Source organism: Haemophilus sp. oral taxon 851 str. F0397 (assembly GCF_000242295.1).
GTDB lineage: Bacteria > Pseudomonadota > Gammaproteobacteria > Enterobacterales > Pasteurellaceae > Haemophilus.
In genome coordinates this window covers 32,223-55,156 of record NZ_JH591077.1, presented here as the reverse complement: position 1 = coordinate 55,156, position 22,934 = coordinate 32,223, and the positions used below count along the sequence as shown (strand labels likewise).

The 22,934-nt window shown below is 38.2% G+C and carries 21 protein-coding genes, 4 tRNA genes and 1 other annotated feature (1 of these 26 only partly in view); of the genes, 11 read left to right on the top strand and 14 right to left on the bottom strand.

The genetic code is table 11. The annotated features are described in order from the left end of the window. Positions 1–32: transfer RNA gene (locus HMPREF9096_RS0108725), tRNA-OTHER, on the bottom strand (it extends 43 nt beyond the left edge of the window). A gap of 185 nt (positions 33–217) precedes the next feature. On the opposite strand from HMPREF9096_RS0108725, the gene mltA reads away from it, so the two are divergent. From mltA to znuA, 3 genes are all read left to right on the top strand, one after another. Further along, positions 218–1,330 (top strand): murein transglycosylase A, encoded by a 1,113-nt coding sequence (mltA, locus tag HMPREF9096_RS04750; protein WP_005633213.1) that lies wholly within the window; start codon positions 218–220, stop codon positions 1,328–1,330. Further along, positions 1,330–2,100 carry a tRNA cyclic N6-threonylcarbamoyladenosine(37) synthase TcdA gene (gene tcdA / locus HMPREF9096_RS04755; protein ID WP_032803386.1) on the top strand — a complete coding sequence of 257 codons (771 nt, stop codon included), beginning with the start codon at positions 1,330–1,332 and terminating at the stop codon, positions 2,098–2,100. The genes mltA and tcdA overlap by 1 nt, the downstream gene beginning before the upstream one ends. A 177-nt stretch (positions 2,101–2,277) precedes the next feature. Then, positions 2,278–3,306, top strand: coding sequence for a zinc ABC transporter substrate-binding protein ZnuA (znuA, locus tag HMPREF9096_RS04760; RefSeq protein ID WP_009500392.1), 1,029 nt, complete (start codon positions 2,278–2,280; stop codon positions 3,304–3,306). A 49-nt stretch (positions 3,307–3,355) separates the two neighbouring features. Here znuA and HMPREF9096_RS04765 read toward each other — a convergent pair whose 3' ends face one another. Both HMPREF9096_RS04765 and mpl read right to left on the bottom strand, forming a co-directional pair. Beyond that, entirely contained in the window at positions 3,356–3,862 is a 507-nt protein-coding gene (locus HMPREF9096_RS04765) for a DUF2301 domain-containing membrane protein (RefSeq protein ID WP_009500390.1), read from the bottom strand. A gap of 107 nt (positions 3,863–3,969) precedes the next feature. After that, positions 3,970–5,331, bottom strand: a complete 1,362-nt coding sequence (gene mpl, locus HMPREF9096_RS04770; protein ID WP_009500389.1) for a UDP-N-acetylmuramate:L-alanyl-gamma-D-glutamyl-meso-diaminopimelate ligase — start codon at positions 5,329–5,331, stop codon at positions 3,970–3,972. A gap of 158 nt (positions 5,332–5,489) precedes the next feature. Between mpl and HMPREF9096_RS04775 the strand changes: the two genes are divergently transcribed. After that, positions 5,490–6,041: a hypothetical protein gene (locus HMPREF9096_RS04775; protein WP_032803385.1), complete on the top strand. Its 552-nt coding sequence runs from the start codon at positions 5,490–5,492 to the stop codon at positions 6,039–6,041. 48 nt (positions 6,042–6,089) lie between these two features. On the opposite strand, the gene metC is transcribed toward HMPREF9096_RS04775, so the two are convergent. After that, a complete protein-coding gene (gene metC, locus HMPREF9096_RS04780) occupies positions 6,090–7,277 on the bottom strand; it encodes a cystathionine beta-lyase (RefSeq protein ID WP_009500387.1) in 1,188 nt (395 codons plus the stop codon). A 136-nt stretch (positions 7,278–7,413) separates the two neighbouring features. On the opposite strand from metC, the gene HMPREF9096_RS04785 reads away from it, so the two are divergent. The 5 genes from HMPREF9096_RS04785 (at position 7,414) to HMPREF9096_RS04805 (ending at position 9,088) form a co-directional block, all read left to right on the top strand. After that, the gene (locus tag HMPREF9096_RS04785) at positions 7,414–8,016 is read left to right on the top strand and encodes a peroxiredoxin C (protein ID WP_005625599.1); all 603 of its coding nucleotides are present in this window, start codon (positions 7,414–7,416) and stop codon (positions 8,014–8,016) included. A 100-nt stretch (positions 8,017–8,116) separates the two neighbouring features. Continuing rightward, complete coding sequence (gene pgsA / locus HMPREF9096_RS04790; RefSeq protein ID WP_009500385.1) at positions 8,117–8,674, top strand: CDP-diacylglycerol--glycerol-3-phosphate 3-phosphatidyltransferase; 558 nt, start codon at positions 8,117–8,119, stop codon at positions 8,672–8,674. Positions 8,675–8,828: 154 nt separating this feature from the next. Next, positions 8,829–8,904: transfer RNA gene (locus HMPREF9096_RS04795), tRNA-Gly, on the top strand. 4 nt (positions 8,905–8,908) lie between these two features. Beyond that, positions 8,909–8,995: transfer RNA gene (locus tag HMPREF9096_RS04800), tRNA-Leu, on the top strand. A 17-nt stretch (positions 8,996–9,012) separates the two neighbouring features. Then, positions 9,013–9,088, top strand: a tRNA-Lys gene (locus HMPREF9096_RS04805). 210 nt (positions 9,089–9,298) lie between these two features. Here HMPREF9096_RS04805 and thrC read toward each other — a convergent pair. The 3 genes from thrC to thrA are packed head-to-tail and all read right to left on the bottom strand — an operon-like array spanning position 9,299 to position 14,018. Further along, positions 9,299–10,573 carry a threonine synthase gene (gene thrC / locus HMPREF9096_RS04810; RefSeq protein ID WP_009500383.1) on the bottom strand — a complete coding sequence of 425 codons (1,275 nt, stop codon included), beginning with the start codon at positions 10,571–10,573 and terminating at the stop codon, positions 9,299–9,301. A gap of 43 nt (positions 10,574–10,616) precedes the next feature. After that, complete coding sequence (gene thrB, locus HMPREF9096_RS04815) at positions 10,617–11,561, bottom strand: homoserine kinase (protein WP_009500382.1); 945 nt, start codon at positions 11,559–11,561, stop codon at positions 10,617–10,619. A gap of 9 nt (positions 11,562–11,570) precedes the next feature. After that, positions 11,571–14,018, bottom strand: coding sequence for a bifunctional aspartate kinase/homoserine dehydrogenase I (gene thrA, locus HMPREF9096_RS04820; RefSeq protein ID WP_032803382.1), 2,448 nt, complete (start codon positions 14,016–14,018; stop codon positions 11,571–11,573). A gap of 35 nt (positions 14,019–14,053) precedes the next feature. Then, positions 14,054–14,172 (bottom strand) — a sequence feature (Thr leader region). Between the two features lie 170 nt (positions 14,173–14,342). On the opposite strand from thrA, the gene HMPREF9096_RS04825 reads away from it, so the two are divergent. Further along, the gene (locus HMPREF9096_RS04825) at positions 14,343–15,044 is read left to right on the top strand and encodes a YggS family pyridoxal phosphate-dependent enzyme (protein ID WP_009500380.1); all 702 of its coding nucleotides are present in this window, start codon (positions 14,343–14,345) and stop codon (positions 15,042–15,044) included. Positions 15,045–15,118: 74 nt separating this feature from the next. Here HMPREF9096_RS04825 and HMPREF9096_RS04830 read toward each other — a convergent pair whose 3' ends face one another. The 7 genes from HMPREF9096_RS04830 to HMPREF9096_RS04860 all read right to left on the bottom strand — a co-directional run bounded on the left by HMPREF9096_RS04830 (position 15,119) and on the right by HMPREF9096_RS04860 (position 21,573). Then, positions 15,119–15,874, bottom strand: a complete 756-nt coding sequence (locus HMPREF9096_RS04830) for a class I SAM-dependent methyltransferase (protein WP_009500379.1) — start codon at positions 15,872–15,874, stop codon at positions 15,119–15,121. A 132-nt stretch (positions 15,875–16,006) separates the two neighbouring features. Continuing rightward, positions 16,007–17,152, bottom strand: coding sequence for an N-acetylglucosamine-6-phosphate deacetylase (gene nagA / locus HMPREF9096_RS04835; protein WP_009500378.1), 1,146 nt, complete (start codon positions 17,150–17,152; stop codon positions 16,007–16,009). 57 nt (positions 17,153–17,209) lie between these two features. Beyond that, positions 17,210–18,013, bottom strand: a complete 804-nt coding sequence (gene nagB, locus HMPREF9096_RS04840; RefSeq protein ID WP_009500377.1) for a glucosamine-6-phosphate deaminase — start codon at positions 18,011–18,013, stop codon at positions 17,210–17,212. A gap of 178 nt (positions 18,014–18,191) precedes the next feature. Next, complete coding sequence (nanA, locus tag HMPREF9096_RS04845; RefSeq protein ID WP_009500376.1) at positions 18,192–19,070, bottom strand: N-acetylneuraminate lyase; 879 nt, start codon at positions 19,068–19,070, stop codon at positions 18,192–18,194. A 10-nt stretch (positions 19,071–19,080) separates the two neighbouring features. Further along, on the bottom strand, positions 19,081–19,947 hold the full coding sequence (locus HMPREF9096_RS04850; RefSeq protein ID WP_005625613.1) for a MurR/RpiR family transcriptional regulator: 867 nt from the start codon (positions 19,945–19,947) through the stop codon (positions 19,081–19,083). Next, complete coding sequence (locus tag HMPREF9096_RS04855) at positions 19,940–20,842, bottom strand: N-acetylmannosamine kinase (RefSeq protein ID WP_009500375.1); 903 nt, start codon at positions 20,840–20,842, stop codon at positions 19,940–19,942. Before HMPREF9096_RS04855 ends, HMPREF9096_RS04850 begins: the two co-directional genes overlap by 8 nt. A gap of 44 nt (positions 20,843–20,886) precedes the next feature. After that, positions 20,887–21,573, bottom strand: coding sequence for a putative N-acetylmannosamine-6-phosphate 2-epimerase (locus HMPREF9096_RS04860; RefSeq protein ID WP_032803381.1), 687 nt, complete (start codon positions 21,571–21,573; stop codon positions 20,887–20,889). Between the two features lie 359 nt (positions 21,574–21,932). Between HMPREF9096_RS04860 and HMPREF9096_RS04865 the strand changes: the two genes are divergently transcribed. After that, entirely contained in the window at positions 21,933–22,919 is a 987-nt protein-coding gene (locus HMPREF9096_RS04865; protein WP_083817188.1) for a sialic acid TRAP transporter substrate-binding protein SiaP, read from the top strand. Positions 22,920–22,934 lie beyond the last annotated feature (15 nt).

Genomic DNA, 22,934 nt, shown 5'->3' with positions numbered 1-22,934 from the left:
CCCGACGAGCTACCAAGCTGCTCCACCCCGCGTCTGATGTGGTGCACTATACGCTATTAATATTTTTTTGCAAGAATTAAACAAAAGTTTATGTTTCATTTGTTAATAAAATGTTCAATGTGAGTTTTTATTAATCAGCTTGACTAAATAACACTGGTCGTTTTGAAGGATTTTTGATAGCGTATGCAGCCTTATTTAAGCTTATTTAGGATTAAAAATGTCAGTTCGAAAATTTTTCTCATTAAAAACATTTTCTATTGCAGTGACAACCGCACTTTTAGTTGCCTGTGGTTCTTCTAATACAACAAAAACTCAAATTCCCACCACCTCAAATGGCAGCGATCCTCAACAATTTGGTGCGAAATATTCGGGTCGTAATTATCAACAAGCTGTATTTATGCCAGTTTCTCAAGTTGAAAACCAAAGTGCGGTCATTAATCAAGGCGATTTTTTAACGCAACTTTCAAACGTACAAAGTTATTCAAGCAAACTATCTGATCGTTTCTATGGCAACTATGAAAAAATTACGAATTGGGTACTTTCTGGCGCCAATGTAAGTGAGCTTTCTAAATTTGGTATTAACCCGCAAATTATGCGTGGGTTCGATGGATATCAAAATGTTTTGATGACAGGCTACTACTCTCCTGTCCTTCATGCACGCCGTTCACCGCAAGGTCAATTCCAAAATCCAATTTATCGCATGCCAGCAAATAAACGTTTTAGCCGTGCACAAATCTATGCCGGTGCATTAGCGGGTCAAGGATTGGAATTAGCATATAGTGATTCCATGTTAGAGAACTTTTTACTTGGGGTGCAAGGCAGTGGCTATGTAGATTTTGGTGATGGCAATCTTAATTACTTCGCTTATGCAGGACAAAATGGCTTTCCTTACACTGCCGTTGGTCGTTTATTAGTTGAAGATGGTGAAGTACCAAAAGAGAAAATGTCTATTCAAGCAATTCGTGAATGGGGCAATCGTAATCCTTCTCGCGTACAAAGTTTGTTAGAACGTAATTCTTCTTATGTATTCTTTAAAAATGATCCGAGTGGCAAAGTAAAAGGTTCTGCTGGCGTACCACTTGTACCAATGGCTTCAGTAGCATCAGATCGCAGCGTTGTACCATCTGGTACTGTTCTTTTAGTCGAAGTGCCTGACATTGATAATAACGGAAACTGGCTTGGTACACACAAATTGCATTTAATGGTTGCACTTGATGTGGGCGGTGCGGTGAAAGGCCACCACTTTGACTTATATCGTGGCATTGGTGATCAAGCAGGCCATATTGCAGGATTATCAAAACACTATGGCCGAGTATGGGTGTTACAATAATGGCTCCAGTGGACAATTATGAACAGCGATTTGGCGGTATTGGTCGACTTTATACACCTGATGGACTCGCGCGCTTACGCAAAGCCCATATTTGCGTAATAGGCATTGGAGGCGTCGGTTCTTGGGTCGTAGAGGCTTTAGCACGTTCAGGCATTGGTGAACTAACATTAATTGATATGGATGATATTTGCGTCACGAATATCAATCGCCAACTTCCTGCAATGAGCGGCACAATCGGCAAACTAAAAACTGAAGTCATGTCAGAGCGAGTAAAATTAATTAACCCTGAATGTACCGTCAATATTATTGATGATTTTATCTCACCAGAAAATCAATCAGATTACCTCAACCGAGGCTATGACTATGTCATTGATGCCATTGACAATGTGAAAACTAAAGCGTCGCTGATTGCTTATTGTAAACGCAACAAAATTAATGTGATTACTATTGGTGGTGCTGGCGGTCAAACTGATCCAACCCAAATTCAAATTGCCGATCTTAGTAAAACCATTCAAGATCCACTCCTAGCCAAAGTGCGGTCGGATTTACGCAAGGATTACAATTTTAGCCAAAACCCAAAACGCAAATTTAGTATTGATGCGGTATTTTCAACACAACCTCTAATATTCCCACAAATGACTGAAGGTTGTGCAATTTCTGCCACAATGAATTGCGCAAACGGATTTGGTGCAGCCACGATGATTACGGCAACCTTTGGTTTTTTTGCTGTTTCTCGTGTAATAGATAAATTACTAAAGAAAAAATCTTAATCTCCTCTTGAAAATGCACATTGACCATAAATGTGCATTTTTTATCGAATGAAACCTATTTACTTTAAAAATGAAAAATTTTCCCTCAGGTTCTCTATAAAATCGTTGCAATTTATATAAAAAGGCGTAGTCTTTTTCCCTTTGAGAATTATTACTAACAAGTAAGGAAACAGAAATATGAAAAAACTTTTAAAAATTAGCGCCGTTTCTGCCGCACTTTTAAGTGCGCCAATGATGGCGAATGCCGATGTATTGGCATCAGTAAAACCTTTAGGTTTTATTGTTTCATCTATTGCAGATGGCGTAACTGGCACACAAGTCCTTGTTCCTGCAGGCGCCTCTCCGCATGACTACAATTTGAAATTATCTGATATTCAAAAAGTAAAATCTGCAGATTTAGTTGTATGGATTGGTGAGGATGTTGATTCATTTTTAGACAAACCAATTAGCCAAATTGAACGTAAAAAAGTGATTACCATTGCAGATCTTGCTGATGTAGAACCTTTATTAAGTCAAGCTCACCACGAGCATTTCCATGAAGATGGCGATCACGATCATAAACATGAACATGAACATGAGCACAAACACGAACATAAACACGATCACGAACATGAACACGACCATGATCATAAGCACGAGCATGAACACCACGACCATGATCACGATCACCATGATCATGACGAAGGTTTAACAACAAACTGGCACGTTTGGTATTCTCCAGCGATCAGCAAAATTGTTGCACAAAAAGTAGCAGATAAATTAACTGCACAATTCCCAGATAAAAAAGATTTAATTGCACAAAATCTTGCAGATTTTAACCGCACTTTGGCAGAACAAGGTGAAAAAATTACGGCACAACTTGCGAATGTTAAAGATAAAGGTTTCTACGTTTTCCACGATGCTTATGGTTATTTCAACGATGCTTATGGTTTAAAACAAACGGGTTACTTCACAATCAATCCATTAGTGGCACCGGGGGCAAAAACTTTAGCTCACATTAAAGAAGAAATCGCAGAACATAAAGTAAATTGCTTATTCGCAGAACCACAATTTACGCCGAAAGTGATTGAATCTTTAGCTCAAAATACTAAAGTCAATGTAGGACAACTCGACCCAATTGGTGATAAAGTCACTTTAGGCAAAAATTCTTATGCAACATTCTTACAATCTACCGCAGATAGTTACATGGAATGTTTAGCTAAATAAACCTTTCTAAAAACAATGACCGCACATAAAAGTGCGGTCATTTTCTTTTCTAAATTTGATATTTAGTTTTATCTCCAATATCAAAATGCAAAGGCATTCGCCATTTTTGTATCGCTAAAACTAAAAGTAATACGCCAGAAATAATAGAAAAAATGCGTAATGCGATAAGATTATTTAACACCCATGAAAACCACAAGCAAGCCACAAATATTGGCTGTAAATTTAGCAAAGGTACGCGGAAACAAAAATATTCTTTAAAACACAAACCACCTAAAGTAAGTAACGCACCGCCAAGGGCTAAAGCGGGATAATGATTAATATAAAAAAGTAATCCTATCCAAGTAGCAAATTGAAAAAGTAATCGGAAGGATTTGAGATAAATATGTAATGAAGAGGCACAGCAAGTTGCCGCAATTAATATAAATGTGAGCGATAAATCTGGATACCAACTCATGGCAAGAATAGCCAACGCTGCTATCACAAAGCCAGTGCGATAAATAATGACAGTCAGATTATCTAAAAAATCCATCGGTGATTTAATATGTGGATCAGCCATTCTACAAAGATTCCTTTTATAAATTACAAATTAAAAATAAATGTTACGTTAACTCAATAAAAAGTGCGGTCAACTTAAAAACATTTTCTAAATTAACCGCACTTTGATTATTTCTGTTTAAGCTTATCAAGAATTTTTTGATGAATTCCTCCAAAACTGCCGTTAGACATCACCAAAATATGATCTGTAGGTTGAGCCTCAGCGACAATCATATCGACTAATCGATCTAAATTTGCGTTCCAATAAGCAGGTTGTATACATTGGTTTGCAATATCTGCCACTTCCCAAGGAAGTTGTTCTGGTTGAAGCATAAACACTTCATCAGCTCGGCCAAGTGCAGGTGCAATTTCATCTTTATGAACACCCATTTTCATCGTGTTAGAGCGAGGTTCAAGCACTGCAAGAATTCGCACGCCGCCCCCCACCTTATCTCGTAAAGCGGTTAGCGTAGCGAGAATAGCTTCTGGATGATGAGCAAAATCATCATAAACGGTGATGCCATTAACTTCGCCTTTTACTTCTAAACGACGTTTAGCATTTACAAAAGATCCTAATGCTTTACATGCATCTTCAATTGATACACCCGCATGATGAGCAGCCGCTATTGCCATTAAAGCATTATGCATATTATGTTGCCCGACTACATTCCATTTTACTTCGGCCACTTTTTCACCATGATGGAAAACCGCAAAATGTGAGGCATCATTTGTAATACGATCAGCAAACCACTCACTATCTTTGCCTAAAAATTGTTGCTGAGACCAACATCCCAATTCCAGCGTTTCTTTTGCACTTTGTTCACTCGCCGAACTTAATACCAAGCCACTTGCCGGAATAGTTCGAATCATATGATGAAATTGGCGTTGGATCGCTTTGAGATCATCAAAAATATCTGCATGGTCAAAACTAATGTTATTTACGATAAGTGTACGCGGATTGTAATGGACAAATTTCGAACGTTTATCAAAGAAAGCTGTATCATATTCATCAGCTTCAATAACAAAATAAGGACTATCTCCTAAGCGAGCTGAAATGCCAAAGTTACCCGCAATGCCACCGATTAAAAAGCCTGGTTTTAAGCCATTTTGTTCTAAGATCCAAGTTAGCATGCCTGTTGTAGTGGTCTTTCCATGCGTACCAGAAACCGCCAATACCCAACGATCGCGTAATAAATGATCATGTAACCATTGAGGACCAGATGTATATTTCAAATTATTTTCCAACACATATTCTACGCAAGGATTACCGCGCTTCATCGCATTACCAATGATTACCATGTCAGGCGAAGGTTGTAATTGTGCAACATCATAATTTGGAATAATCTGAATACCTTGCTCTTCTAAAAAAGTGCTCATTGGAGGGTAAACATTAGTATCGGACCCCGTCACGTGATAACCCATTTGTTTAGCAATCATCGCCACGCCACCCATAAATGTGCCACAAATACCTAAGATATGAATATGTTTCATTGTACTTCTCTACTTATCAAGGAAAATGAAAAGTATAATAAAACAACTTCTATGAACTTTCAAAATAAAAGACTGTCATAAAGGCTCACATGGGCTATAATTGAGCCTTTGAAAAACGAGTACAACTCAACTAACAAAATATAATGAAGGAATTTACAATGAAATTTAATAAATCTTTTCTCTTTGCAAGTGTCATCGCAGCTTCAATTACATTAACAGCTTGTAACGATAAAGAAGAAAAAGTAGCAGAAAAACCTGCAACAACAGAAACTACTCAACCGGCTCAACAAGCAGTACAACAACCTCAAGTAAAAACGGATGATTTAATCACTCAAGCAAATACAGAATTTCTAAAAGTTGCGAATGTAAAAGTAACAAATGTTTCTGTAACAGATGATTTAAAATCGTTTTCTATCACTTATGAAATTACAAACTTAAGTAATAAAGCTATTTTAGAAGCGCAATGGTTAACTGTTTATAAAGAAAATAACCAAGCATTCTATGTAGCAAACCTTCCAGCATTACAATTTGGAAAAACAATTGCACCAAAAGCTAGCGAAACAGTAACATTATCAACAACTGAAGAAGCTGTGCTTTCGCAAATTCGCCCGCACTTGCAACAAGGGAAAAATATCCAAGTAGATATTATCGGGACTTCAGTACATTTTGCTGACGGTTCCAAAATTGGCTTAGTGTCAGAACAAAAATAATCCTATAAAAAATGCCTGTGTAAAACAGGCATTTTTTTATCCGCACTTTTAGGCAATTCGCTCAAATCCAGCTTTTAAATCTGCAATCAATTCATCTACATCTTCAAAGCCAATATGCACACGAATTAATGAACCTGTAAGGTTACGTTTAATATTTGGACGAATATGTGCAATTTCTTCTGGTTGATTACAAAGAATTAAAGACTCAAATCCTCCCCATGAATAAGCCATGGTGAACAGTCGAAAATGATCCATGAAATTTGAGACTTGTTCTGATGTCAATCGCTTAGTTAATTCAAAAGAAAATAAACCGCTGCTACCACTAAAGTCTCGTAAAAAGAATTCATGACCAGGGCAACTTGGTAAGGCTGGATGGTACACAGTTTTTACTTCTGGTTGCTCACTCAACCATTTTGCTACTTTAATACTGCTTTCCTGATGTTGTTTTAACCGTACACCCAATGTACGAATACCACGAGCAGTCGTATAAGCAGAATCCGCATCCACCATCTGCCCCATTAAATAGGAATGTTCTCTAAGTTGTTCCCAAGTTCGCGCATTCGCAACTGCAGTACCAATCATAATATCTGAATGCCCCACTAAATATTTCGTACCCGCTTGAATAGAAATATCAATGTCATGCGCTAACGCTTTAAATAAAACCCCCGCTGACCAAGTATTATCAATCATAATCACAATATTAGGGTTCACCGTTCTTGCAGCCTTCACAATAGTAGGAATATCTGGAATTTCCATTGTGATAGAACTCGGGGCCTCCAAAAAAAGCACTTTTGTATTCGGTTGAATAAGCGTTGCAATATCAGCACCAATAAGAGGATCGTAATAAGTTGTATCGATCTGCATTTTTTTCAGCACAATATTACAGAAATCTTGGGTTGGCTCGTAGGCTGCACCGCTCATTAATACATGATCGCCAGTTTTTACAAAAGAAAGAATCGAATTAGTTACTGCTGCTGCACCACAAGGATAAAGATAACAGCCTGCGCCTCCCTCCATTTCGCACATTAAATCTTGTAAAGCAAAATGTGTTAGTGTACCTCTTCTGCCATAAAATAATTCGCCTTTTGCTCTATGTTTAGTTGCGTGTTTTTTATCTTCAATACTGTCAAATACTAATGAAGAAGCTCTCTGTAAAACGGGGTTTACAGCTCCTTGTGAAAAGCGTTTTTTACGCCCTGCATGGACAAATGTTGTTGAGAGATTGTGTTGTTGCATATTTCCACCTTATTTTAGATAAGATTAATTGCTTTAATAGATAAAATCGAGTATAAAATGTCGGCGTTTCAAATGGAACCGCGCCGCTATTTTGTGTGGCAAAACTTTAACTTAACTTTATATAGGAATTATGACTATGGTATTAGTAACCCGTCAAGCACCAGATTTTACTTCATCTGCTGTATTAGGCAATGGCGAAATCGTTGATAACTTCAACTTTAAAAAACACATTGCTGGAAAAGCTGCAGTAATCTTTTTCTACCCATTAGACTTTACCTTTGTTTGCCCTTCTGAGTTAATCGCATTTGACCACCGTTATGAAGAATTCAAAAAACGTGGCGTAGAAGTAGTTGGTGTTTCTATCGACTCTCAATTCACTCACAATGCATGGCGTAACACCCCAACTGAAAATGGTGGTATCGGCCAAGTTAAATATGCATTAGCAGCAGACGTAAAACACGAAATTGCTCAAGCATACGGCATTGAACATCCAGAAGCAGGCGTTGCATTACGTGCTTCATTCTTAATCGACAAAAATGGCGTCGTTCGTCACCAAGTTGTAAACGATCTTCCATTAGGTCGTAACATCGATGAAATGTTACGTATGGTTGATGCATTACAATTCCATGAAGATCACGGTGAAGTTTGCCCTGCTCAGTGGGAAAAAGGTAAAGAAGGGATGAAAGATAACCCTGAAGGCGTTGCAAAATACTTAAAACAAAACGCTGATAAACTTTAATCCGTAATTATTTACAAGAAAGCCACATAATGTGGCTTTTTTTATATTCTTAGATACTTTAGAATAGGTGTATCTCTAGCACCAAGAGCGGTTCATTTCTATGAAATTTAATATTCCTATTTTCCTAACGATGTTTCGTGTAATCCTGATTCCGTTTTTCGTGATTGCATTTTATTTACCTATCGAATCCTCCCCTTTTATTACTACATTCATATTCTTTATTGCCGGTGTTACTGATTGGCTTGATGGTTATTTGGCCCGTAAATGGAAGCAAACTACAAGATTTGGCGCTTTTTTGGATCCTGTTGCGGATAAAGTAATGGTTGTCGCCGCCTTGGTTCTCATCGTTGAATATCAACACTCTCTTTGGATTACGATTCCTGCCATTATTATGATTTCTCGCGAAATTATTATTTCCGCATTACGTGAATGGATGGCTGAACTCGGAGAACGTAGTAAAGTCGCTGTCTCTTGGTGGGGAAAATGGAAAACAACCGCACAAATGTTATCCCTAGGCGGATTGTTATGGCGTTACAATAACTATATGGAAATTGCCGCTATAATCTTGCTTTACATCGCAGCCATTTTAACAGTATGGTCAATGATCCAATATTTACAGGCGGCAAAAGGTAGCCTACTAGATGATTTAAAACTCTAATTTTGGATAAAGTGCGGTATTTTCTACCGTACTTTTATCATTTTGTCTTATTTTTAATCAAACAAAGTTTTTTTTTATTTTTTCATTTGACACAAGACTATAAAACCGTAAAATACGCCCCGTTGTCACACAGCAATGCTGATTAGTGATAAATGCGGGAATAGCTCAGTTGGTAGAGCACGACCTTGCCAAGGTCGGGGTCGCGAGTTCGAGCCTCGTTTCCCGCTCCAATTTGCCCGAGTGGTGGAATCGGTAGACACAAGGGATTTAAAATCCCTCGCCTTTCGAGGCGTGCCAGTTCAAGTCTGGCTTCGGGCACCATTAAAAATGATTCCAGTGGGTCGTTAGCTCAGTCGGTAGAGCAGCGGACTTTTAATCCGTTGGTCGAAGGTTCGAATCCTTCACGACCCACCACTTAAAAATAAAGTAAGCACCGCAAGGTGTTTTTTTATTGCCTAATATCTGGTACTACTTTTCAATTACTGGCTTATTGAAAAATCACTATTCTCTCTCCCCAATCTAAAATAATTAATATATTTTATCGCTACATTATATTTTCTAAAATAAAATAGCGCCTGAAAATCAAGCGCTATCCAAAATACAATAAAAATTTACCGCACTTTATTACTTCAATAAGTAAGCCCGTAGTTGTGCAAAATCATTATCCATTTCATCAGAAAGCAATGGTAGCTGATTATGTTTATCCAGAGCTTCAGGTAATGAAAGCTGAATACCAAGAATACGTTCTACGGATTCTTTAAATTTTGCTGGATGTGCTGTACATAGGAAGATTCCTGTTTCACCCGCTTTAAGTTGATCTTTCAGCACCTGGTAAGCTATCGCACCGTGAGGTTCACATAAATAACCTTTTGCCTGCATCGCTTTTAAGGTATCTTCTGTTTCGCTATCACTTAGCATTCCCGAGCCTAAATCAGTTAAATTCCAACCATTTCGTTTAAACAATTCTTCCACTCTCGGCCAATTATTTGGGCGACTTACATCCATTGCATTAGAAAGGGTTGCAACTGTCGTTTTAGGATCCCAATTTCCCGACTTCAAATAACGTGGCACAGTATCATTTGCGTTTGTTGAGGCGATAAAGCGTTTTATCGGCAAGCCTAAGGTTTTTGCAATTAACCCTGCAGTTAGATTACCAAAATTACCACTTGGCACAGAAACCACAACATTATCACGTTTTTCTTTTGGCAATTGTGCTACAGCCTCAAAATAATAACAAACTTGAGCTAATAAACGGCTAATATTAATAGAATTTGCAGAGTTAAGTCCGATAGCTTGGCGCAATTCAGCATCATCAAAGGCTTGCTTAACCAAAGCCTGACACGCATCGAAATCACCGTTAATCGCAACTGTGCGAATATTCCCACCTAAAGTACAGAATAGCTTTTCTTGTAATGGGCTGATTTTGCCTTTTGGATAAAGGATAACTACATTAATATTTTCTAATCCATAAAACGCATGTGCTACAGCAGCCCCAGTATCGCCAGACGTTGCCGTTAAAATAGTAATTTTGCCATCGCCACGTACCGCAGCAAGTGCTTGTGCCATAAAACGACCACCAAAGTCTTTAAATGCTAATGTAGGCCCATGAAATAATTCAAGTGCATAAATACTGTCTTCCACTTTTTCTAACGGTGCGGTGAAAGTAAACGCATTTTTCACCATCTCATCTAACGTTGCTTTCGGTAATTCGTCACCAATTAATGCACCTAGAATTTTTTGGCTACGCTCAACAAGAGGTAATTCAAGTAATTCATCAATGTTATTAAGTTGAGGAATAACTTCAGGAAAGAATAAACCTTGATCCCGACCAAGTCCTTGACGAACAGCCTGAGAAAAAGTGACTTGTTCTTCGGGGTGTTTGATATTGTATAAATTCATATTTAATCCGTTTTTAATTTAATTTTATCTATTTAAATTATGCTTATTTAATTTCTCTTGCACCTTCGTTATCAACCTTACATACATGCACAAAACCTTCATTATTTTGTAAATAATGATTCTCTAAATAAGTTGAAAGTTTAATTGCAGTTTGTAAATCAGGGGCAATAGAGAAAATTGTTGGCCCTGAGCCTGAAATACCTGTGGCAAGTGCACCTAAGTCTCTCGTAGCTTGTTTTACTTCAGCAAAATTAGGTAAGAGAGATTCACGATAAGGCTCGGCAATGACATCTTTCATCATAATCGCTGCAAGGTTTTCCTGATGAGTATGGCAAGCATGTACAAAGCCCCCCAAATGACGACCATGGGCAATCACGTCTTGTCGAGTATAGCTTTTCGGTAAAATTGCACGCGCTTCAGCAGTAGAAACTTCAATTCCAGGATATGCCAACACCCAATACCAATTATCAAAAAATGGCAGTTTTTGACAAATATTGCCGAGCGATTGCACCATAAATTGCACACCGCCAAGATAGCAAGGTGCAACATTATCATAATGGATTGAGCCAGAAATACGACCTTCCAATTCGCCCATCATTTCAAGCAACTCCATTTTCGAAAAAGGTTCATCATGAAACTGATTTAATGCCACTAATGCAGCAACAATAGAACAAGCACTAGAGCCTAAACCAGAGCCAATAGGCATATTTTTTTCGAGCGTTAAACGCAAAGACTTCAGATTTCCTCCGCGTAATTTTAATTGCTCACTAAATAACACATAAGCTTGGTAAACAATATTTTTTTGCGGTTCTTTCGGTAATTTACGAACAAAATAGCCCGCACTTTCTAACTCAAAACCACTTGAAATAGATTCTATTTGAACCACATCGCCTAACAAAGAACCATTAATTGGAGAGATAGCAGCACCTAAAGTATCGAATCCTACACTAATATTTGCGCTAGATGCTGGAGCATAAATTCTTAACATCTGAAATCCTTAATGTTGTAATGTTCTTAAAATATCTGCAAAGATACCTGCCGCAGTAACCGCATTGCCTGCGCCATAACCACGTAATAAAAGTGGGATAGGTTGGTAATAACGAGTATAAAATGCCAAAGCATTTTCACCATCTTTCACTTTATAAAGTGGATTATTCTGATCGACTGCAACAATAGATACTTTACATTTACCCTCACAAATTTTTCCAACATAACGCAATACTTTGCCTTCAGCTTTAGCCGTGGAAACACGAGCTTTAAATTCTTCATCAAGCTGTGGCAACATTGCCGTAAATTCATCTGCAGATTTTCCTTCAGAGAAGCCTTTCGGCAATACACCTTCAACTTCAACATCTGAAAGTTCAAGCTCAATTCCAGCTTCACGAGCAAGAATTAATAATTTGCGCGCTACATCTTGCCCAGAGAGGTCATCACGGGGATCTGGCTCAGTAAAGCCTTTTTCTCGGGCAAGTGCGGTGACTTCTGAAAGAGAAAGTCCTTCCTCCAATTTACCAAAAATAAAGGAAAGCGAGCCAGATAAAATACCTTCAAAATATTCAAGTTCATCACCCGCAGCAAGTAAGTTTTGAAGATTTTCAATCACTGGCAAACCAGCGCCCACATTGGTTTCATATAAGAATTTATGTTGGCTTGCTTGAGCATTTTGGCGTAACTCATTGTAATAAGCTAATTCTCGTGTATTCGCTTTTTTATTTGGCGTGACCACATGGAAACCTTCTTTTAACGCACGAGCATAAAGCCCCGCTACAGATTCAGCTGAGGTACAATCTACAAATACTGGATTCACCACATGATGTAATTTAATGAAAGAAAGCAATACATCAAAATCTGATGGCTGAGTCGCATTTTCTAAATCGGTTTTCCAATCGTCTAAACATAATCCATTTTCATCAAGCAACATACGATTAGAGTTCGCAATAGCACAGACATGAATTTCAACATTCTTCTTTGCTAGGTACTCCTTTTGACGCTTTACCTGCTCAATTAATTCTCCGCCTACTCCACCAACGCCCACTAAAAACATATCCACGACTTTTTTATTATTGAAAAGCGCCTGATGGGTAGCTTTTACCGCTTCAATCGCTTTATTTTGTGGCACAACTGCAGAAATTGAACGTTCGCTAGATCCTTGTGCAATCGCTACAATGCTAATATTTGCCTGTGCTAACGCAGAAAAGAAACGAGCAGCAATGCCTTTCGCTTGCTTCATTCCATCGCCCACAACAGAAATAATGGATAAATCTTTAATCACTTCAATTGGTTCTAATTGATGTTCATTTAATTCATTAGCAAACTCAGTTTCTAGTACGATTTTCGCTACTTCTGCAGATTTCACTGGCACACAGAAACTAATACTATATTCAGACGAAGACTGGGTAATTAAAATGACTGAAATGCCTGCGCCTGACATAGCTGAAAATACACGAGATGCCATACCAACCATGCCTTGCATACCTGGGCCTGACACATTAAACATCGCCAAATTATCTAAGTTAGTGATACCCTTGACTTGTAAACCTTCTGATTTCACATTGCCATCAATAATCGAACCTGGCGCAGAAGGATTTCCTGTATTTTTAATGACACAAGGAATATTTTGTGGCAACAATGGGCCAATCGTACGAGGATGAATCACTTTCGCACCGAAATAAGAAAGTTCCATTGCTTCACGATAAGAAAGAGTTGGTAATAAACGTGCATCGGGCACTAAACGCGGATCGCAAGTATAAACGCCATCCACATCAGTCCAAATTTCGCATACGCTTGCGCCTAAACAAGCAGCTAAACAGGCTGCAGAATAATCTGAGCCATTACGACCGAGCAGCACTAACTCACCTTTTTCATTACCCGCAGTAAAGCCAGCCATAAGCACCACTTTATCTTTTGCGATACTTGCTGCATCAACACGTTTTGTTGATTCTTCAATTTCAACAGAAGATTCAAGATAACCGCCTTTTGCCAATAATTGTTTGACCGGATCCACAATATGTACGCTATAGCCACGCGCTTCAAACCAAGCCTTCATCATTGCGATAGAAAGTTTTTCACCACGGCAATCAATCGTCGCTTTAACTGCATCTTCTACTTTTCCTGCCTGACGAATTTCTTCTAATAATCCTTTAATTTGAGCAAATTCAGCATCAATAAGCGCTTTGGTGCCATTTAAGTCGAATTGATTATTTTCGGCATGTAAGCCATTGATGATGTTATAGAAAATTTCGATTGCTTCGTTGAAATGCGTATCGGTTGGTTGATTTAATGCAGCTTTTTCAGAAAGGGCGACGAGATGATTGGTTATTTTGGCTGGTGCTGATAAAACACCTGCAGCCTGCTCTTCTAAATGAGCTTGCTCGATCAATTTCGCTGCTTGGGAAAAACGTTCCGGATTTGCAAGCGAAGTGCCGCCAAATTTAAGTACGCGCATGATTGGTTCTCCTAGAGATATTGTGTTTTTAAATTTATAAAAAAACCCGCTATTCAGTTGAATCGCGGGTTTTCTGTATCCTGTTTTTTGGTGCACTAACCCGCGCCATTAATCATAGTAATGGTCATCATAATGGTGGTAATCGTGCTAATGATTACGGATAAAGTGCGGTTATTTTTCATTGTGTTTTATCTTGAAAAATGAATGCGTAAAGAAATACCGAAATTTCCCGAGCTTGTCAAACAGAAAGTAACAAATTTTTCAGAAATTTTCTCAGCAAATAAATTTCGTGTAAACTAACCGCACTTTTATAAAGGAGAACCTATGGATATCCAACATAATCTCAACCTAATTCATCAAAAAATTGAAACGGCTTGCAACGAAGCTAAACGCAATCAAAATACCGTAAAATTACTTGCCGTATCTAAGACCAAACCTATTTCCGCTATTCTTTCGGCTTATCAAGCTGGACAAATAGCCTTTGGGGAAAATTATGTGCAAGAAGGTGTAGAAAAGATCCAATATTTTGAATCGCAAGGTATTAACCTTGAATGGCATTTTATTGGTCCATTACAATCGAATAAAACCCGTCTCGTGTCAGAACATTTTGATTGGATGCAAACGCTTGATCGAGCAAAAATTGCAGAGCGTTTAAATGAACAACGACCGACTAACAAAGCACCGTTAAATGTCTTGATTCAGATTAATATCAGCGATGAAGAAAGTAAATCAGGTATTCAACCTGAGGAAATGTTAACACTGGCAAAACACATCGAAAATTTACCGCACTTACGCTTACGTGGCTTAATGGCAATACCCGCGCCGACCGATAAAATCGCAAAACAAGAAGCTGTGTTCAAAAAAATGTCAGACCTATTTGAACAACTTAAACAAGCCTTACCCAATCAACAAATTGATACACTTTCTATGGGAATGACGGATGATATGCCGAGCGCAGTAAAATGCGGCTCTACTATGGTACGTATTGGTACTGCAATTTTCGGTGCAAGAGATTATTCAAAATAAATCTAAACAACCCTAGTGAAAAAATTATCGTAAGAAAAAGCGAACCGCACATAAAAGAGCGGTTCGTTTTTATATTATTTTTGGCTACATACAGCAATAAAATGTAATTTATGTTCAGGATCATTAAAGGTTTTGAACATTCTTTTAAATTGCTCACGATTTTCCGCTTTCATCGCATTACGAATGATTTTTAATGTCCCAAGAATTCCCTCATCATAAATCATTCCTTTTGGTGAAAGTAAGGTCATCTCACCAGAGAAAGTATCAACATTTCTAAAGCCACTTTCTTGGAATATGCCTTTCCAGCCATCTTTCGTTAATGGCGTGACCGTCACGTTAATCGCTTTGCGCATATTTTCTAGAATCGTTTGATGATCATTCCCCACCAGCATAACATCGTGAGTAAGCAATAAGCCATTGGGTTTTAACACTCGAAAATATTCTGCAATGGCCTTTTTCTTAGCTTCCACGGGTAACATCGTGAGCATCGCTTCATTGATGACAATATCAAAACTTTCGTCCTCGAAAGGCAACTTCATCGCATTCGCACGCTGCACATGAATTTTTTCTTGCAAGCCATTTGCTTCGATATTTGCTTGTGCTTTTTCTAACGCATGGTCGTCTAAATCAACACCTTCAATATGGCAACCAAATTGCTTCGCCAATCCAATGGCTGTCGTTCCCATATTACAGGCAACCTCTAACACTTTTTTATCTTGGCTAAAATCACCATTGGCAATTAACCAATCTGTTGCTTTTTTACCGCCTGGACGCAAACGAGTTTTACCTAAACGTGCAAGAAAATTATGCCCTACTTCATCTTTTGCCATATCTATCTCCTAGTAATTAACTTGGTTTTTATATTATAGATGAAAATTATTCTTATTAAAGTAGTAAAGCAAAAAATAACCCAACCGATTGGTTGGGCTATAAAAGATCAGAAAAATTTACCGCACTTTAAATCAATTAGGTTTCCATTCACCATTGAGCACAGTTGCTGTCACTTTATAATCTGGTGTAAACACGGCTAAATTTGCGATTTTTCCTTTTTCTACCGAACCTAAACGATCATCCACACCAATTGCTCGTGCAGGATAAAGGTTACTCATTCGAATTGCTTCAGCAAGCGGAATTTCTACAAACTCCACTGCATTCTTAATAGATTCGATCATGGTAATTGATGCGCCAGCGATCGTACCGTTCGCATCAAAACAGCGACCATCTCGGATATAAATAGTTTTTCCTACGAAGGTAAATGTTTCCAATTCAGGTGGGGCGCCTGCTGCTGCAAGAGAGTCAGTCACAATACAAAGTTTGTCACCTTTGATTTTTTTATCAATGCGAACATTGCCGTAATTGATATGCACACCATCCACGATAATACCAGTGTAAACATCTGAATCGAGTACCGCACCTACTACGCCCATTGCACGCCCAGAACTAATTGGCGACATTGCATTATGCAAGTGGGTCGCAAAAGTTGCGCCTTTGTGGAATGCGGCTTTAGCGACTTCATAAGTCGCATTAGAATGGCCTACAGAGACAATGATGCCCGCTTTCACAAAATCAGGCGTATAGTTAATGGTTGGGTTTTCTGCGGCAATGGTAATTTTTGTAATGACATCACCATTTTCACAGAGAAAATCTTTCATTTCAGGCGTAATTTCACGAATATATTCGGGACGGTGTACACCTTTTTTCTCAACACTGATAAACGGCCCTTCAATATGTAAACCAAGTGCTTGGTTTTTATGCTTGTTTAAATATTCACGCATAATTTTCACCGCACTTTTTATGTTTTCATCTGGTGCAGTGATAAAAGTTGGAAGGAAACTTGTACAACCTGATTTCAAGTTAGTTTCCTGCATAATTTCCAAGGTTTCAACGCTAGTTTGATCGTTAAACATCACGCCGCCACAGCCATTTAATTGAAGATCAATAAAACCAGCGGTTAAATTATTACCTTGTAAATCAATGGTTTTGATGCCTGTTTCTAATTCAGCTTGTGGAACTACCGCTTCAATAATTTCACCGTTAATAATTACAGCAAAATCACGTAAAACGTCATATTTTGTGTAAATCACACAATTCGTTAATGCATATCTCATTTTTTGTCCTTAAATAAAATAATCAGAAAAATTACCGCTCTTTTGAGCGGCAGGATCTTATAACACGCTATGAATGGCGCGTTGTTCTAATTCAGTAAAATATTTAACCGTTTTTACTTTCAATTCTTGTTGTGCAGGCTCATCACAAACTAACACAAAATGACGATGTAATTGAAGTGCACTCACTGTCCACATATGGTTCACACCACCTTCTACGGCAGCTTGAACTGCAAGCGCCTTATGATGGCCAGTTGCAAGGATCATCACTTCTTCTGCATCTAATAATGTTCCTACACCAATAGTCAAAGCATATTTAGGCACTTTATTCACATCATTATCAAAGAAACGTGAATTTGCGATCAGCGTGTCTTGAGTTAACGTTTTAATACGAGTGCGAGAACTTAATGATGAGGCTGGTTCATTAAAGGCAATATGACCATCATTACCTACTCCGCCCATAAATAAATTAATTTTTCCGTAAGATTTAATTTTTTCTTCATAACGGCGACATTCCGCATCATGATCATCCGTGTTACCGTTAAGAATATTGATATTTTCTGGCTGAATATCGATATGATTGAAGAAATTGTTATACATAAAACTATGATAACTTTCAGGATGTTCCTCTGGTAACCCCACATATTCGTCCATATTAAATGTTACCACATGCTTAAAACTCACCTCTCCCGCTTTACAAAGTGCGATTAATTCTTGGTAAGTTTTTAATGGTGTCCCACCAGTTGGTAAACCTAGAACGAATGGACGTTCAGCCGTAGGATTAAAATGATTGATACGATCAACAATATGGCGTGCAGCCCAACGACTCACCTGTTGTTCGTTGTGTAGAGGGATAAGACGCATACTATACTTCCTTTATTTTCAATACCGTGGATAAACAAACCAACGGTTAAACATAATGGTTCCCCACTACGAAATAGAAAAACTGAGAAGCAGGAAACGAGAATTGCTACCCCAAGAGGGATAAATTATGAGTAACCTAGGGAAATCACTCCCCTAGGTTCTCACGATATTCCATTAATTATAAAAATTTCGCTTTCAACTCTTTTGCTTTAGCAAGCTGAGCATCTGTTGCTTTTGCTGTCATTGGCTCACGGCAATAACCCGCATCCACACCTTCTAATTTAAGCAATTCTTTGATGGTTAAATATAAACCGTTCGCTAAAATGCCTTCGATTAAATCGTTGGTTACGTGTTGAATTTCTAACGCTTCGGCTAATTTACCCGCTTTGGTTAATTCAAAAATTTGACGAGCACGAACGCCGTTTACGTTGAAAGTTGAACCGATTGCACCATCTACACCAAGTGCGGCCGCAGGTAACATCATTTCATCGAAACCTGCCCAAATTAAGTGGTTTGGATAAGCTTTTTTCAAACGTTCTAATAAATAGAAGTCACCTGCTGTGAATTTTACCCCTAATACTTTCGGGTTTTTGTAAAGTTCACCAAATTGTTCAATTCCTATATTCACGCCAGTTAAGAACGGAATAGAATACACGATCATATTATTGCCCGTTTCTGCAATAATGGTGTCGTAATAATGTTTGATTTCAGGGAAACTAAATTTATAGTAGAACGGAGTAACTGCAGATAAGCTATCGTAGCCTAATTCTGTTGCATATTTACCTAATTCAACTGCTTCTTTTAAGTTTACGCTGCCCACTTGAGCAATTAGCGCGATTTGATCTTTTGCTTCATCTTTTGCAATACGGAAGATTTCTTTTTTCTCTTCAGTTGAAAGCATAAAGTTTTCGCCTGTTGAACCACCCACATATAAACCATCAACCTTCATTTTGTCGATATTATGGCGGATAATTTGACGTAAACCTTTTTCATTAATTGTGCCATCTTTATTAAATGACACTAATAATGCACTGAAAATACCTTTTAAATCACGCATAAGTTTTCTCCTATTTTATACGTTGTTCAAGAATCACATTGAGGGTTTTTTGCTTGGTCTGAGCTGCAAGTTCTTCTTCGCCCTGCACTAACAAAGCATAAATTAAATCTAATACAAAAAGCTGTGCAATTTTGGTACCAATAGAGTCACCTTGTAGCTTCCCTTGTTTATTACCATTTACTAAAACATAATCAGCATATTCTGTAACGGGTGAACGCAAACTGTGAGTTAATGCCACTGTCGTTGCACCATTTTGTTTAGCAATTTTGAGTGTATGCGCTGTTTCGGCGGAATATCCTGAATGACTTAAACCAATTGCCACATCAGAAGACGTAAGTAATGCCGCCTGCATATACATAAAATGATTATTGCCTGTTGCATCCACTTGGAAACCGATACGCATCAATTTATTTTTCGCATCTTCAGCTGTCACGCCAGATGATCCCACGCCGAATAAAAAGATACGACGTGCTTTTTTAATGGCTTTAACCACTTGCTCAAGCTGTTTCAAATCTAATAAATTAACCGTTTCTTCCATTACATTAGAAACTGCCGCTTGCAACTTTTGTGCAATCGTTAAAGAATCATCGCTCGGCATAATTTCTGTTTCGAGCACAGTTTCATCATTGTTATCTTTCGTGGCAAGCTCAATGGAAAGTTCTAATTTAAAATCGCTGAAACCTTTAAAACCAATGGTTCGACAAAAACGGACGAGCGTAGCTTCTCCAACTTCCAAATGTTTAGCAATTTCTGAAAGGGGACATTGGGACACCAAATCGGGCGAACGTAAAATCGTATCAGCAATTTTTTTCTCTGATTTGGTTAGGCTGTGGTAAAGCGAACTAATGGTGTTTAACACATTTCCGGATTTAGCCATAAATTGTTCCTTTTGGTTTATCAAGCAGAACATCTTTCACCCAATAAGCTGCGCCGACTAATCCTGCATCTTGACCAAATTTAGCAGATTCAATGTCACAGCTATATACAGCAGGCATATCCTGTAAGAAACGTTTGACTAATGGTAAATAACCTTCAGCCAACCCGACACTACCACCTACAACAGCTTTTTGAACATCCAATCCAATCACTAAATCCGCCACTAAATTGGCAATGGCTTTGGCTGAACGTTCTATAAGTGCGGTAGCTTTTTCATCATTTTTTCTAAAACGTTCAAAAACTTCTCTTGGCTCACAAGGATCGTCCCATTGGGAAGACACCGCTTCAATTGCACGCCCTGCAGCAACTGCTTCTACACAACCACGACGACCACAACCGCACATTGGACCATTTGGATCCGCTAATGTATGCCCGATATGTCCTGCGATTCCCTTTGGACCAGTTTGTAATTGTTGGTTTAATATGACACCACCACCCACGCCAGTAGAAACAGTAATAAAAACAAAGTTTGATACTTTTTCTGAATCTTGGAGTTGGTATTCCGCATAAGTTGCAGCTTGTGCATCATTTAATAAGCCAATTGGTTTATCCGTGTGTTTAGCTATACTTTCTTTTAGTGGAAATTGATTCAAACCACCTAAATTCTTAGGATTAAGTGCGGTTAAAACACCGTCATTTATAATACCGGTTGAAGCCACCGCCACATAATCAAATTGCCCCGCATAATGAGTAAGAAGTTGTTCTAATGCTTGATGCATTCCTTCTACCACATTTTCACGCGGCGTATGAATTTGTTGGCGTTGTTCAACTTCGCCATTTTTTACGATAGCCGCCGCGATTTTTGTACCGCCAATGTCTAGAGCTAAACAACGCATAACTTATCCTTATAGTATGAAGTATTTTCTCACACGTCTTACGACTATCTTGCAGATTTCACAGAATTAGCAAACCAACTCACGATATGCTCAAGGCGAGTTAATGCTGAACCAACAGTGACGCAATCTGCGCCAATTTCAATGGCAACTTTTGCCAATTCAGGGGTGTTATAGCGACCTTCTGCCATCACAAAACAGCCCGCTGCTTTTAAATCTTTCACTAATTGATAATCAGGTTCTTCGGGAACTGGACCACCCGTATAACCAGACATTGTGCTACCCACAATATCAAAACCCAGTTTTTGACAATACAAGCCTTCTTCTAAATTAGAGCAATCTGCCATTGCCAAGCAGCCCATTTCATGAATTTTTTTCACCGCACTTTCAATATCAACTGGGCGAGGACGGCTAGTGCCATCTACCGCAATAATATCTGCCCCAGCATTGGCAAGATCTTCAATATCTTGCAGAAATGGCGTAATACGAATCGGACTATCAGATAAGTCGCGTTTTACAATACCGATAATTGGAATGTTTACAAAAGGACGTGTCGCTTTAAGGTTATCTACACCTTCAATACGTAAACCTGATGCGCCACCAGCAACAGAAGCTTGAGCCATGGCAGAAACAATTTCTGGTTTATCCATTGGACCATCATCAACAGGTTGGCAAGAAGCAATGAGACCATATTGAATTTGAGAAAGCACATCTTGATGAGATAATTTCGACATAATATCACTCCTAAATATATTGAGGCCGATAATGCTTAAATGCTTTATTACAAGCCATCTAGGCGTTAGCATTATTTAGACTCAATCATCCTCAAAAATATAACTGAGCCCGCATTTTCGTCATTGCTCTGCATTATATAAAAACATAACTCCATTTTAAAAGATTTTTTGAAGTATTTTTTTGTAAATGTGATCTACCTCTCAATTTTGAAATAAAACTTCAAAGAGCAGTTCAAAAAGTATTTTTTTACTTTAGAATAGCGCCCGAGTAGTTTTTTTGATGTCTAAAACATCAAGCATTCACTTTCAATCCAAGCCAATTATGGCTTATATCAACATAGGTTCACACAGGAGCGAACATTATGAAATTTACTAAACTTTTCCTTGCAACTGCTATCACATTAGGCGTTTCTTCAGCCGTTTTTGCCGCAGATTATGACTTAAAATTTGGTATGAATGCGGGTACTTCATCTAATGAGTACAAAGCAGCAGAAATGTTTGCAAAAGAAGTAAAAGAAAAATCACATGGTAAAATTGAAGTTTCACTTTATCCAAGTTCACAACTTGGTGATGACCGTGCAATGTTAAAACAATTAAAAGACGGTTCTCTTGACTTCACTTTTGCTGAATCAGCTCGTTTCCAATTATTCTATCCTGAAGCAGCAGTGTTCGCATTACCCTATGTCATCACCGACTACAATGTTGCACAAAAAGCATTAAAAGAAACTGCATTTGGTAAAGATTTAGTTCAAAAAATGAATAAAGAATTAGGCTTAACCTTATTATCACAAGCTTACAACGGTACTCGCCAAACAACTTCAAATAGAGCGATCAATAGTATTGCTGATATGAAAGGCTTAAAACTTCGTGTACCAAACGCTGCAACTAACTTAGCGTACGCAAAATATGTAGGCGCATCTCCAACACCTATGGCATTCTCTGAAGTATATCTTGCACTTCAAACTAACTCTGTAGATGGTCAAGAAAACCCATTAGCGACCGTACAAGCACAAAAATTCTATGAAGTACAAAAATTCTTGGCGATGACTAACCACATTTTGAATGACCAACTTTATTTAGTAAGTAACGAAACTTATAAAGAATTACCAGAAGATCTTCAAAAAGTAGTTAAAGACGCCGCTGAAAATGCAGCAAAATACCACACTAAATTATTCGTAGATGGCGAAAAAGATTTAGTAACATTCTTTGAAAAACAAGGTGTTAAAGTGACTCACCCAGATTTAACTCCATTCAAAGATGCGATGAAACCATTCTACACTGAGTTTGTAAAACAAACTGGTGAGAAAGGTGAAAAAGCATTAAAAGAAATCCAAGCTCTTAAATAATCTCTATCACGTGCG